General features: G+C 69.0%; 12 protein-coding genes and 1 tRNA gene. 8 read left to right on the top strand and 5 right to left on the bottom strand.

Annotated elements, in window-relative coordinates:
• Positions 1–66 precede the first annotated feature (66 nt).
• The 4 genes from ACQRUO_RS34550 to ACQRUO_RS34535 all read right to left on the bottom strand — a co-directional run bounded on the left by ACQRUO_RS34550 (position 67) and on the right by ACQRUO_RS34535 (position 4550).
• On the bottom strand, positions 67–2073 hold the full coding sequence (locus ACQRUO_RS34550; RefSeq protein ID WP_428320110.1) for a carbamoyltransferase C-terminal domain-containing protein: 2007 nt from the start codon (positions 2071–2073) through the stop codon (positions 67–69).
• 652 nt (positions 2074–2725) lie between these two features.
• Entirely contained in the window at positions 2726–2929 is a 204-nt protein-coding gene (locus ACQRUO_RS34545) for a hypothetical protein (RefSeq protein ID WP_428320109.1), read from the bottom strand.
• A gap of 21 nt (positions 2930–2950) precedes the next feature.
• The gene (locus tag ACQRUO_RS34540; protein WP_428320108.1) at positions 2951–3517 is read right to left on the bottom strand and encodes a mobilome CxxCx(11)CxxC protein; all 567 of its coding nucleotides are present in this window, start codon (positions 3515–3517) and stop codon (positions 2951–2953) included.
• A gap of 91 nt (positions 3518–3608) precedes the next feature.
• Positions 3609–4550 (bottom strand): hypothetical protein, encoded by a 942-nt coding sequence (locus tag ACQRUO_RS34535; RefSeq protein WP_428320107.1) that lies wholly within the window; start codon positions 4548–4550, stop codon positions 3609–3611.
• 289 nt (positions 4551–4839) lie between these two features.
• Between ACQRUO_RS34535 and ACQRUO_RS34530 the strand changes: the two genes are divergently transcribed.
• The 5 genes from ACQRUO_RS34530 to ACQRUO_RS34510 all read left to right on the top strand — a co-directional run bounded on the left by ACQRUO_RS34530 (position 4840) and on the right by ACQRUO_RS34510 (position 9591).
• Positions 4840–6150: a helix-turn-helix domain-containing protein gene (locus ACQRUO_RS34530; RefSeq protein WP_428320106.1), complete on the top strand. Its 1311-nt coding sequence runs from the start codon at positions 4840–4842 to the stop codon at positions 6148–6150.
• A 104-nt stretch (positions 6151–6254) separates the two neighbouring features.
• Positions 6255–6461: a hypothetical protein gene (locus tag ACQRUO_RS34525; RefSeq protein WP_428320105.1), complete on the top strand. Its 207-nt coding sequence runs from the start codon at positions 6255–6257 to the stop codon at positions 6459–6461.
• Between the two features lie 81 nt (positions 6462–6542).
• Positions 6543–7244, top strand: a complete 702-nt coding sequence (locus ACQRUO_RS34520; protein ID WP_428320104.1) for a hypothetical protein — start codon at positions 6543–6545, stop codon at positions 7242–7244.
• 2 nt (positions 7245–7246) lie between these two features.
• Positions 7247–8563 (top strand): UDP-N-acetylglucosamine 1-carboxyvinyltransferase, encoded by a 1317-nt coding sequence (locus ACQRUO_RS34515; RefSeq protein WP_428320103.1) that lies wholly within the window; start codon positions 7247–7249, stop codon positions 8561–8563.
• Positions 8560–9591: a serine hydrolase domain-containing protein gene (locus ACQRUO_RS34510; protein ID WP_428320102.1), complete on the top strand. Its 1032-nt coding sequence runs from the start codon at positions 8560–8562 to the stop codon at positions 9589–9591. Before ACQRUO_RS34515 ends, ACQRUO_RS34510 begins: the two co-directional genes overlap by 4 nt.
• Positions 9592–10039: 448 nt before the next feature.
• On the opposite strand, the gene ACQRUO_RS34505 is transcribed toward ACQRUO_RS34510, so the two are convergent.
• A tRNA-Thr gene (locus tag ACQRUO_RS34505) sits at positions 10040–10113 on the bottom strand.
• Positions 10114–10397: 284 nt separating this feature from the next.
• Between ACQRUO_RS34505 and ACQRUO_RS34500 the strand changes: the two genes are divergently transcribed.
• From ACQRUO_RS34500 to ACQRUO_RS34490, 3 genes are all read left to right on the top strand, one after another.
• A complete protein-coding gene (locus ACQRUO_RS34500) occupies positions 10398–11489 on the top strand; it encodes an ABC transporter ATP-binding protein (protein ID WP_428320101.1) in 1092 nt (363 codons plus the stop codon).
• A 149-nt stretch (positions 11490–11638) separates the two neighbouring features.
• Positions 11639–12112 (top strand): hypothetical protein, encoded by a 474-nt coding sequence (locus ACQRUO_RS34495; RefSeq protein WP_428320100.1) that lies wholly within the window; start codon positions 11639–11641, stop codon positions 12110–12112.
• A gap of 95 nt (positions 12113–12207) precedes the next feature.
• Complete coding sequence (locus tag ACQRUO_RS34490; protein WP_428320099.1) at positions 12208–12993, top strand: nucleotidyltransferase family protein; 786 nt, start codon at positions 12208–12210, stop codon at positions 12991–12993.
• Positions 12994–13183: the final 190 nt, after the last annotated feature.

Below are 13183 nucleotides of genomic sequence, written 5' to 3'. Positions count from 1 at the left end.
GACCCGCCTGCCGTCGGCAGGCGGGTCACTGGCACGCGGCCAGGGGCCGCTCCTCCTACGTCCTCGCTACCTCCCCCGCCGCAGCGGGTTGATCACCCCGAACGCCCCGGTCAGCGTCGAGCGGTCGACGAACGACCCGCCCGGCCCGTGCGTGCGGCGGAAGTTCTCCACCAGCCCGCGGAACGACGGGTCCACCTTCGCCCGGTACGCCGCCAGCAGGTTCACCCGCTCCGGCGTGGACAGCTCCTGCTCGGCGCGCAGTTCGTGCGACCGCGCGAGGTGGTACATCCCCTCGACCGTGTAGCCCGCGTCCAGCCAGCCCTGCCAGAGCGCGTCGCGCGCCTCCTCCTGCCCGCTGAAGTACCCCAGCAGCCGCTCCCGGGGCCCCTGCGGCGTCTCGGTCGCCGGCACCGGCTCGGGCCGCAGCGCGACCCGCCGCCCGCACAGGTAGAGCACCGCGACGCCCTTGCGCACACAGAAGTTGAGCGCCTCGCCGGCCTGGTCGACCACCGACTCGCCCTTGTCGTTGAGCGAGGTGTTGCAGAGGATCGGTACCCCGGTCGCCACCCGGAAGGCGTCCAGCGCCCGGTGCAGCAGCGGGTTGGAGTCGGCGGTGACGGTCTGGTGCCGGGCCGAGCCGTCCAGGTGGACGATGGCCGGCACCAACTCCCGTACCTCGGGCCGCACCTGGACCGCCTCCAGCATGTACGGCGAGGGCCGCTCGGAGGCGAACCAGGCACCGGTGTGCTCGGCCATCACCATCGGCGCCACCGGCCGCCACCACTGGCGCCGCTTGTACTCGTTCAGCAGGTCCTTGACCTTGGCCGACCGCGGGTCGCCGAGCAGGCTGCGGTGCCCGAGCGCCCGCGGCCCGAGCTCGGCCCGACCGTCCACCCAGGCGATCACGCTGTCCGAGACGTCGGCGACGAACTGCTGCGGGTCGAACTCGGTGACCGAGGCGATCCACGGCGCGAACTCCGCCAGCGCCTCCTCGACGTCCAGCACCTCGCGCCCGTAGTACGCCGAGTCGATCCGCAGCTCGGCGGCCGGCAGCGTACCCGTCCCGTACAGCCCGAGCAGGCCGAGCCCGATCCCCTGTCCGGAGTCGTTGGCGCACGGCGGGGTGATCAGGCCCTTGAAGCCGAACCGGTCCATCAGCAGCGTGTTGGTGGGGCAGTTGAGCGCGTACCCGCCGGTGGTGGCCAGGTAGGTGTCCTCGGCCCGGATCCCGCCGAGCTCCAGCAGCCGCTCCACGTTGCGGATCGCCACCGCCTCGCAGCAGCGCTGGATCACCTTCATCACCGCGCTGCGCAGGTTGTCCTCACGGCTGAGCGCCGGGTCGAGCTCGGCGTCCGCCAGCTGCGCCTCGGCCTGCGCGACCACCTCGCGGACCAGGTCGTGCGCCTGCTTCCAGGGCTGGGTGGCCGAGCCGCCGAAGAAGGTCAACTCCGCGACCGCGCCCTCGACGTCGAACTCGATGCCGGTGGTGCAGGCCGAGGCGAGCGCCATCAGCGAGCCGGGCTCCAGACCGAAGACGGTCTCGGCGGCGGTGTACAGCGGGCCGGGCGACTCCACCGGCGCGAAGGTCAGCTGCCCGGCCTTCGAGACCGAGCCCGCGTACCAGTACTTGTTGGGCGTGCTCTCCTGCGCGTAGTCCGGCAGCGCGTCGATCGCCAGTCCGATGATCTGCTCCTCGCGGAACAGCCGGCTGTCCCGCAGGATCCCGCTGAACAGGTGCGCCAGGCTGTGCACCGGGAAGTCCTCGGCCCCGGCCGGCTTCGGCACCGGCTCGGTCCGCGGCAGGCCCGGGGTACCCCAGCACGCCGCGACGTCGGCCAGGCTCAGCCCCTCCTCGGCCAGCAGCGCCCCCAGGAACTCGGTCGCCCGCTCCTCGGTGTACAGCGGCCAGAAGTGGTGCTTCTGCCCACTCACCCGCTCCAGCTCCCACACTCGGACCAACGTCACCTCCCGCCCCTCCCGCCGCCACAACGCGACGTTCTGGTCATGGCGCACGGAGAAGACCGCCCCCGGCCCCGGCGGCGTGAGATAGGCGGACAGAAAGTGCTCGGCCACGTTCCCCTCTTTCCACTAGCTGCTGCCAGGACGCGACAACAGCGTCATTGGAGCACGCCCCCGACCAGGCGGTACATACCGAACTGCCGTCTTACGCACACCCCTGGAACCCCGGTTACGCATACGCAGCACGCCCGCCGGCAGCCCCACGACCAGAGTCGAACAACGACCAAGGGCCAGGCCCCCGGACTTCTCCGGTGACCTGGCCCTCATCGTGCGCTGTGGATCTCCATCCCCTGAGCCCCCTGTCGGGTTCGAACCGACGACCCCCGCTTTACAAGCCCCACCCGGATCCTGACGGGGCGTGATCGCTAGTGCCGCGTGGTGCTGTTCCGGCTGGTCAGCGCCGCGCGGCAGGCTCCGTGATCCATCTCTGGACAGCTCCTGCCATCCCGTCCGCTCACGCATCGCTCGCGCATCTGGAGTGCAAGACGCGAAGATGATCAAGCGCTCGCCCCGCAATGCGCTCACCACAGCTGAGTTCGAGGCCGCCACAACAGACCTCAACCAACCGCAGGACCGACGTGTCTGAGGCGTGAGGCATCCTGCCCACCCAGCCGGCTCTCCCTGGCTGGCGCAGCACCCGCTCGCGACAAGGAGGCGGCCGCACGGCGTTACCAGGCCGCGACCGAACCTCATGACCGGAACAGGGCTACCGGCCGCAGCAAGGGCAAATCTGGGAGGTCGGTCCCAGGTCTACCTTGGTGATCCAGTCCCTCCTGGACTCCTCGGTCAGGCGGTCCTGGATGGGCGGATTGCCGCCGATGTACTCGTTGACGACAGTGACGAACTCGGCACGCTGGGTCGGTGTGAGGGCGATGAATCCCTGCAGAACTGCGGCTACCTTGCTGTCCATGCACACGCTCCTTGCTCGCTACTAGAACTTTCCGCAGACACCACAGTCGGATGGGTCCATTGAAGTCGGAGTTAGTTGGCAAGCCGGACATTGACGCCGGAACTTGCGCAACGCGGCACGCATGCCCATGCGGCGTTCCTTCTCTGACACGCCCTTCTCGTTGTCTCTCTCCCGCCGGGCAGTGTCTTCGACGGTCATCTTCTCGAACTGAGTTCGCAACAGATGAAGACTAGGAGGATCTTCGCCCAGTGCGGCGAACCTGGAGGCGAGCGATTCGTTAGCTGTGGCTGAGGCAGCGGAGTAGGACAGCTCCTCCGGCCAACGCTTGACGAGGGACCAGAGGCTCAAGGCAAGTTGTGCCGCCCCGATCACGGACGCGATGACGAGGACGAGGCTCCAGACCTTTCCCTTGCCGAAGGTTCCTACCAATGCTCCGACGAGCAACGGGACAGCGAAGCCGACCCAGGTCAGCAGGTCAGTCTTGTACTTCAGACGGCTGGTCCGCTTCTGAAAGATGTAGCCGGTCCCGTAGGCATGCAGGGCCGCGTCCCAACACTTGCGCCGGTAGTCGTCGATACCTGCCGCCATGTGCCCTTCCCCACCGAACTTCCCGCCCTCCGACGGCAACGGAAGGTCCCCAAGTCACGCGACGCTCGCGGTGCAACTGGAATGACACGACTCAGAAAAGCTTCCGAATTTCCCTAGCGAGGTCCCGGTGAGCGGGACTCAGCCCGCGCTCCTTGCGCCAGCCGACGACTGGATTATACGAGTCCGGCTTGACAAAAGGGCGCTCACGTACGGCCACAGCTCCTGGCGATAGAAGATAGTTCGTCGTCAAGACTGTCGCATTGTGGGCAAGCAGAAAATCAAGGACTCGGAACTGCTTCTCACTACTACGAGACAGCCGACTGAGCGCAGACAGTGGAACGACTTCTGCCGCTCCGGCCTGGATCTGCTTCATCAGACCAATAAGCGCCTGATCGAAACGTGGATCAACTGCGGATGCTACAACCGCATTAGCGCGATTGACGCCCTTGATGGCACTACTTTCCCTGACCTGCACCAACTCGTCAGAACGCGGCAGCATTGGCATAGGACCATGAGGCGATTCATAATTGATCTCACCCTCATGGCTGGCTGCCATGAGATCGGACAATGCCGCCATACATGCCCATGCTCTTGGGTAGCGAACGTCAAGTCCAGCCAAGGGATTGAGACCGATCGGCTGGGCCGGGGCTTCCAGGAGCACGCGAAGAGGAACTGTGGCAGCTTCAGTGATAGCCGCGATATCCCGATTGCCCAGCAGTCCATTCAGGGCATGCAATTCCTCCAGAGAACTGTTGCGGACTACAACGACCACCGCTGCCCTTAGCCACGCAGGAGCATTGATCGGCCTATGCTGCGTCACCTCCTCAAGAAACGGGGTGATAAGAACGTCGAAATATTCGGCCGGCAGGGCAGCAGTTGCCTGAGCGCGGCCCGCAACGTCGCGAGCAACAAGGTCTGCTTTTTCTCTTGAGGCGCCCGCCTTTACCAGCAGCCGAGGTAGCATCTCACTGCAGAAATCGCGCTCGAAGCTAGACTCCGACGATGCGCCATCACTGTCAACAGCGATACTCATGGAGAATGCCCCTCCTTCGGTGCTCAGCCACTAGGCCGCCATGTCAGCGTATCGCTCAGCACCCCGCCAAGTCATTAAAAAACGAAAGCCGGTGCAACCAGCGCCGAGAGGACGAATCACGCAGTGCCCATGACACGGCAACTGGCCACCGCCGACCGCACATGCCCCCGCCCGAGCCAGTGCCAACGACGCATCTCGGCTTCAACCTCTCAGGGGGATACAACAAGCACTCACAGCTCGCTACGGTTGCTCCATGTAGTCGATTGCATACGAGTAGCTGGGGGCAGGCGTGGCTGGAGGCGAGGGTGCGACCTTCGGCGAGTTCATCGCCAAGTTGCGGAGCCGCAAGGGTTGGTACCAGCGCGACCTTGCCGCCGAGGTCGACCGCACTGAGGACTGGGTGTCCGGTGTCGAGCGTGACGTCATCCCGGTGCGGAAGGTCGAGATGCTGTCCCTCCTCGCCCGCGTGCTCGGCACGACGCTGGACGAGCTGCTCACCTACCCGCAACCCGCCGCAGCCACGTCCGCTTCTCCTCGACGCAAGGTCAGCTCGGCTAGGCTGGCGGCCAGTCCGGCTGCCGAGGAGGTTGACGACGAGGTGCGACGCCGCGAACTCATGGCCGCTGCGGCTGCCGCAGTCTTCACCCCCATCATCGTCGGTACTCAGTCTGCCGGTGCCAGTCCGGCCCCCCTGGCGCCGTTAGAGGACATGGTGCTGAACGGGATGGCACCGATCCCCGGACAGCGTGAACCCACTGCCGAGAGCGTCCAAGCCTCGCTCGCAACGGCGCGTCAGGAGTTCCGGGCTGCACACTACGACGCCCTCGGTCAGGCCCTCCCGGGATGGATCGCCGCCGCACAGGGCGTCGGCGCACCGGAGCAGTCGGCCCGCGCGGTGGCTGCGTTCTACAACATCGCGGCTCGGCTGTGCATCAAGCTCGGCGACAACGGCCTGGTCGCCATCACCTCGGACCGTGCCCTGACCGCCGCCCGGGTCAGCGGCGACGGCCTGGTCATCGCCGAGGCCCAGCGGATGGTTTCCAGCACCTGGCGACGCCAAGGGCACTTGAGCCGCGCCACCGACATCGCCGTGCGGGCCGCTCACGAACTCCAGCGCAACGAAAGCATCCCGGAGCCAGCCCGCCTCGCCGCCCAAGGTGCCCTATACGCCACCGCCGCCTACACCGCCGCGAAGCTCGGCGACCGCAGCTACGCGCACTCGCTGATCAGCGAGGCAGCTGACACGGCTCGCGCCGCTGGCGACACCGACGGCATGCAGAGCGTGGCCCTCCACCACCTGTCGGTGTACTACGAACTCGGCGACGCCGGCCAGGCGATCGAGCTGGCCCGGACGATCAACCCGTCCGCACTGCCGACCTCTGAACGGCAGGCGCGCTTCTTCATCGACGTGGCCCGCGCCTACGACCAGTGGGGCAAGCCGGGGCATGCCTACCGTGCGCTGCTGGCTGCCGAGCAGGCCGCTCCGCAGGAGATCCGCCGTAGCTCCGCACGCCAGATCGCGACTGGCCTGCTCAGGCACGACACGACCCTGCCCGGCGTGCGCGACTTCGCCGCCCGCGCAGGCGTCCGACTCGTCTGACCCGTAAGCGGCTTACGGACCCGTAATCACGCTACGGACCTGATCTTCGCCGGAGCCCTTCACTGGGGACACGCACTCCTGTCCCCGCTGACGAGAGCACCCGTATGCCGACGAACAGCTTCTCCTCCCCCGCAGTCTCCAGTCCGCGCCACCGTGCGCCCGACCACGACCGGCTCGACACCTTCCTGACCGCGTCCTGGGCTGCGCTGCACCTTCCCGTGTTCCTGCTACTCGGCCTCGTCATCCACCAGGCCGACGTGCACCCTCAGGCGGCCGTCGCCGCCGCCACCCCTGACCTGCCCGTGAGCTAGGTCAGACGCCTCTTCACTCGCTCGCCCGAGAGGAGACCAGCCATGCACCATGCCCCCGAAATCCCGACGCTCAGTGCTGAATTGGCGCGCATCGATTACCGAACCGCCCCGGAGTACTACTTCGACACCGAGCAGGTCACCGACCCGGTCGTGCTCCACCTGCTCAGCTGCTGCCCGACCGTCTTCGACCTCAAGAAGGCCATGACCGACCTGTTCGCCAGCCGTGACGGCTTCACCCTGCCCACCTCGGAGGGCGTCATCGAGCCCGGCGCCACCATCCGAGGCGAGGTCATCGTCACGGCTGGCGCCGTCATCGCCGAAGGCGCGTTCGTCACCGGCCCCGCACTGATCTGTCCGGGGGCGGTGATCGAGGCCGGCGCCCGGGTGCGCGACAACACCGTCATCGGTCCCGGCTGTCGGGTCGGCTTCGGCGCCGAGGTCACCCGCAGCTTGCTGATCGGCGGCGCCTTCATGAAGCACACCAGCTTCGTCGGCGACTCCGTCCTCGGCCACGGCGTCAACATCGGTGCCTTCGTCTCCACCACCGGCTTGCGGTGCACCTCCGGCCCGGTCACCGAACCGGCCACCGAGGAGGTCAACGCCTACCTCGACGGCCACCGCATCGCCACCGGCCAGACAAAGTTCGGCGCCGTCATCGGCGACGGTGTCGTTGTCCCGGCCGGCACCATACTCCAGCCCGCCACGCTCATCGGCGCGCACACCGTGCTCTACCCCAAGACCCAGGTCGGGGGCTTCTTCCCCGCCGGAAGCCAGGGAAGGTGACCATGAACCAGCAGGCCACGCTGCCGCCCACCACCGACGACCGCGCCATCCGCGTCACTGGCGGCCACCGCCTGGAGGGCACAGTGTCAGTGCAGGGCAGCAAGAACATCGCCCTGCACCTTTACGCCGCCGCCCTCCTGGCCGACGAGCCGCTGACCCTGACCGGCGCCCCGGAGATCCTTGACACCCTGGTCTGCGCGGAGATCCTCAACCACACCGGCACCCCGACCAAGGTCATCGGTGACCGCTTCGAGACCGTCCCAGCCGCCGCCTGGTACCCGGTCATCCCCGACCAACTCGGCCGCCGCATCCGCATCACCGCCGTCATGGCCGCTGCCCTGCTCGCCAGGGCCGGACAGGTCACCTTCCCGCTGCCGGGCGGCGACGCCTTCTGCCATCGCCTGATCGACCGGCACCTCGCCGCAATGGAGGCCGCCGGCGCGACCCTGGCCGTGACTGGCACCCACGTGAAGGCCCGTATCGCCAGCTGGGACTCGGCGCCCTTCACGACCGACGCCGCCACCCGTTCCTGGGGCCCGAGCCTGGGCGCCACGGTCACCGCGATGCTGCTGGCCGCCCGCATCCGCGGCACGTCCACCATCCTCAACCCCAGCGTCGAGCCCGAAGTGATGGTCACGGCCTCGGTTCTCGCGGCCGGAGGGGTCGGCCTCACCTGGGAAGGCACCGCCGCCCTGCACGTCACCGGCACCGACCGCATCACCGGCGGCGCCTTCCAGATCCCGCCCGACCGGCTGGAGGCCGCCACCCTCGTCCTGGCCGCCACGATCACCGGCGGCACCGTCCACCTGGACGGCTTCCCGACCAGCGAGTTCCCCACGGGGTTGGTGGCCGTCTTCGCCGACGCCGGAATCGAGCTGACCTCTGTGAACGGCGGCACGCTCGCCCGCTGCCCGACCGGCCCCCGCGCCGTGCAGATGACCACCGCCCCCCACCCCGGCTTCCCGACCGACATACAGCCTCAGCTGACCGCCTTCCTCACCCAGGCCCCGGGCACCTCACGGATCGGGGAGCGGATCTACACCGAACGCGGCACCCACGTCGGTCCGCTGCGAGCGTTCGGCGCCACCGTCAACGTTGACGGTTCGGTCATCACCGTGCGCGGTCCCGCCGCGCTCATCGCCGCCGACGTGGTCGGGGAGGACATCCGAGCAGTCGCCGCGATGCTGATCGCTGCCCTGGCGGCCGAGGGCACCTCTACGATCCGTGGCATGTACCACCTGCGACGCGGCTACGGCGGCCTGCTGCCCAAACTTGCCTCGCTGGGTACCGGATTGATGATTGATCAGGAGATGTCGTGACCACCTCTTCGTGGAAGCCCGCCGTGCTCGCCGACCTGCGGGAGTGCCTGGAGCTGCTGACCGCCGACGGAACGGTCCCCGGTGGCGTCATCGCTCACGGCACCTTCGACGGCAAGCCAGGCTTCCTGACAGCAGGCATCATCGCCCCGGAGTGCAGCGGAGCCCGCCCCGGCCCGAACACGCTCTACGACGCGGCCTCGCTGACCAAGGTACTGGCTACCTGGCTGCTGATCTTCTTCGGCTGCATCGACATCGACCGCCCGGTTTACACCTTCCTGCCCAGCGTGCCCGCCGAGTCTCCCGGTGGGCAGGTGACCGTACGCCAGGTCCTCGCCCACACCACCGGGCTACGGGCCGATACCCGCTTGGACCAGTACCGCGGACGGAGCGAGGACCTGGCCCAGTTGATCTGCGGCGAGCCGCTGATCGGCGAGCCTGGGGCTAACCACCGCTACATCAACCGCGGCTTCATCCTCGCCGGCCTCCTGCTCGCTCAGGACGCCGGCTACCGCCTCGAGGACCTGGCTACCCAAGCGTGGGCCGCCCTCGAGATGACCAGCACCACTTACGGGCCCATCAGCCGCTCGAACCAAGTCGCCCCGACCGAACAGCGCCTGGCGGGAGCCCCGCGCCTGTGGGGGATCCCGCACGACGACAACGCCGCCCTGCTGGGCGGGGTAGCCGGCCACGCGGGTGTCTTCACCACCGCCGCCGACCTGGCCACCTACGCGGGCACCCTCCTGACCTGTCACCGCGACGGCGCCCGGCTGGGCCGCTGGCTGGCCCAGAGCATGGTCCCGCAGGTCGCGATCGAGCCCGGTCTGGACCGCGGTCTGGCCTGGATCCTTGCCGACGACGGACGGATCGCCTACCACCACGGCTTCACAGGCACCAGCCTCTACCTCGCCCCGCACACCGGCCGGTACCTGGCCATCTGCACCAACGCGGTCTACCACCACCAGAACAACCGCACCCGCCTCGCGCCCCTGCGCGCCCTCGCACTCAAGGCGATCACCGCCGAACCCTAGGGAGGAACCAGCCGTGGCCCCGACCACGCTCGCATCCCTGACCACCCTGCGGCTCGGCGGCCCCGCCGACCGCGTCCTGCCCCTCTCGGACACCGCTCACTGGGCCGACGCCGTCCGAGCCATCCACGGCGCGGCCACGCTCGCTCACGCGGCGGGCGCGGACCTGCACTCGATCAAGGAGATGCTCGGCCACTCCTCGATCGGCATCACGTCGGACACCTACACGACCCTGCTCCCGCAGGTCGATTGGGCGATCGCCGAGGCGGCGGCCAGGCTCGTCCCCCGGGCGAACAGGCCGCAGAAGGGCGCCCAGTCCGCAGACGACGCGAAGCCGCTCAGGCCATCCGCTCACGCATCGCTCACGCAAACGGCCTCGGACGCGAAGTCCGAGGCTGGCGATGAAACCCCCAGAAGGCCAAACCTGCAGGTCATCCGAGGTGGAAACGAGAGCCCCCTGTCGGGTTCGAACCGACGACCCCCGCTTTACAAGAGCGGTGCTCTGGCCAGCTGAGCTAAGGAGGCACGGTGGCCGTCCGCGGCGTTGGGCCACGGCGGCAACCGGGTCGCAGTCTACCGGCAGGGGTGGGTTGTGTGGGGGTGGACGGCCCGGGAGATCGGGGGAGTGTGATCGGACCGGTATCAGGCGAGGTGGGGGCGGGGGCTGACAAGGGCTGGAGGGGCGGGTAGCCTCGGCCGGAGCCGGTTCCTGGGTGGTCTGGACCATCAGCGGAGCCGGTCCGCACGACCCACACCCCCTTTACTCGGATCGTCCGGCACGTTCCTGCCGGTGAAGGAGACCGACACCCATGGCTTCTGTCACGTACGACCAGGCGACCCGCCTCTACCCGGGCGGCACCAAGCCCGCCGTGGACGCGCTGGACCTGCACATCGAGGACGGCGAGTTCCTCGTGCTGGTCGGCCCGTCCGGCTGCGGCAAGTCGACCAGCCTGCGGATGCTGGCCGGTCTGGAGGACGTCAACGGCGGCGCGATCCGGATCGGCGACCGCGACGTCACGCACCTGCCGCCCAAGGACCGGGACATCGCCATGGTGTTCCAGAACTACGCGCTGTACCCGCACATGACCGTCGCCGACAACATGGGCTTCGCGCTCAAGATCGCCGGCGTCAACAAGGCCGAGATCCGCAAGAAGGTCGAGGAGGCCGCGAAGATCCTCGACCTCACCGAGTACCTGGACCGCAAGCCGAAGGCGCTCTCCGGCGGTCAGCGCCAGCGTGTCGCGATGGGGCGCGCGATCGTCCGCGAGCCCCAGGTCTTCCTGATGGACGAGCCGCTGTCCAACCTGGACGCCAAGCTCCGCGTCTCCACCCGCACCCAGATCGCCGGCCTGCAGCGCCGGCTGGGGATCACCACGGTCTACGTGACGCACGACCAGACCGAGGCCATGACCATGGGCGACCGGGTCGCGGTGCTGAAGGACGGCCTGCTGCAGCAGGTGGACACCCCGCGCCGGATGTACGACAAGCCCGCCAACGTCTTCGTGGCCGGCTTCATCGGCTCGCCCGCGATGAACCTGATCGAGGTACCGCTGGTGGACGGCGGGGTGAAGTTCGGCGGCTCGGTGATCAACATCGACCGTGCGGAGCTGGCCGGGACCAAGCTCGACAAGACGGTGACCGTGGGCATCCGGCCGGAGCACTTCGAGATCGTCCCGCAGGGCGGCATCGAGGGCGTGGCCGTGACGGTCAACGTGGTCGAGGAGCTCGGCGCGGACGGCTTCGTGTACGGCACCACCCAGGTCGGCGGCCAGGACACCGACCTCGTGGTGCGGGTCAACGGCCGGCAGATCCCGCAGAAGGGCGAGACCATCCACGTGGTCCCGACCGGCGGCGAGACCCACGTCTTCTCCACCAGCACGGGCGAGCGCCTCGGCAACTGATCCCGACCCCGCGCCCGGCGCCCGCAGGCGCACACAGGCACGGATGACGCGGCCCCGTCGGACACCCGTCCGGCGGGGCCGCGGCACGTCATCACTCATCCGTGTGACGGAGTGTCCGCGGAGTCTCACACGGCGCTACCCTCACTGGCGTGAAGCAGCTCGTTCGCCGCATCGGCCAGACCATCGCCCTGACCCTGCCCGTGATCCTGGTGACCACCGGCACCCTCGCCGTGACCAGGGTGGCCTGGGCGCCGCCGACCAACGACGACAAGCAGGTGGTCGCGGCCACCACCGATGCAGGGGTCGGCATCGGACGCACCAGCACCACCGGCACGACCGGGCCCGACGGCACCGGTGCGGCCGCCGTGCAGCCCGGCCAGGCCCCGCAGGACGCCCTGCGCACCGACCTGATGGCCGAGTTGCGCCAGCACGGTGCCGGCGCCGCGCTGGACCTGCTGCAGCGCACCATGACGGCGCAGCCCACGCTGACCCCGTACTGCACCACGCTGGCCAAGGAGTTGGGCCAGGCCACGCTGAAGCTGTACCAGGGCGACGTGCAGCGCGCCCGGTCCTTCGCCCGCCCGGTCTGCGACGGCTCGTTCGCGGCGGGCATCGCCGGCTGACGCGCCACGACGCACCGCGGCGGGCACCTCGCCACGCAGCGCGCCGCGGGGCCCGCTCCGAACACGAGCCGGCCCCGCGGCCTATCCTGCTCCCCATGACCGGGTTCGACGTCTCCTCCCCCGCCGCTTCCTCCGCCACTGTGCCGCTCGACGCCCCGGCCACCGCGCCCGTGGTGACCCAGGCCGTGATCCTCGCCGGTGGCCAGGGCTCGCGCCTGCGCCCGTACACCGACGACCGGCCCAAGCCGCTGGTCGAGATCCCCGGCACCGGCGTGCCCATCGTCGGCCACCAACTCGCCTGGCTGGCGGCCGAAGGCGTGACGGATGTGGTGATCTCCTGCGGCCATCTGGCCGACGTGTTGCAGGAGTGGCTGGACCAGGCCGACCTCCCGCTCGCGGTGAGCACCGTGGTCGAGGCCGAACCGCTGGGCCGCGGCGGCGGGTTGAAGTTCGCCGCGAAGGCGCTGCCGCGGCCGCAGGAGGCCTGGTACGCCACCAACGGGGACATCTGGACCCGGTTCAGCCTGCGCGAGATGGCCGCCTTCCACCGGGAGCGGGACGCGCTGGCCACCCTGGCGCTGGCCCGGCCGCGGATCCCGTGGGGTGCGGTGGAGACCGACCAGTTCGGCAACGTGCTGGACTTCATCGAGGCGCCGCCGTCGCCCTTCCTGATCAACGCTGGGCTCTACGTCTTCGCCCCCGGCTTCGCCGAGCTGCTGCCGGACGTGGGCGACCACGAGCGCACCACCTTCCCCCAACTCGCCCGCGCCAAGCGGCTGGCGGGCTACCAGCTGCCGCAGGGCGTGTACTGGCGGGCGATCGACACGGCGAAGGACCTGAGCGAGGCGGCCAAGGAGTTGGCGGCTTTTCAGCAGAACTGACGATCACAGCAGGGGACATCGCTCTCGCTGATCGTCAGCCGCCGGGATAACCAGTGGCGGCGCCGGCAGCACCGGTGGAGCCGCCGCAAACACCGGTGGAGCCGCGAAACACCGGTGGCCGCCTCCCGGAGCGCAACTCCGGGAGGCGGCCACACCGCACCTCCACAACCTCCTCGGATCACACCATCGG

The organism is Kitasatospora sp. LaBMicrA B282 (genome assembly GCF_050325825.1).
Classification (GTDB): Bacteria; Actinomycetota; Actinomycetes; order Streptomycetales; family Streptomycetaceae; genus Kitasatospora.
This window is presented reverse-complemented; position numbering and strand designations above follow the sequence as displayed.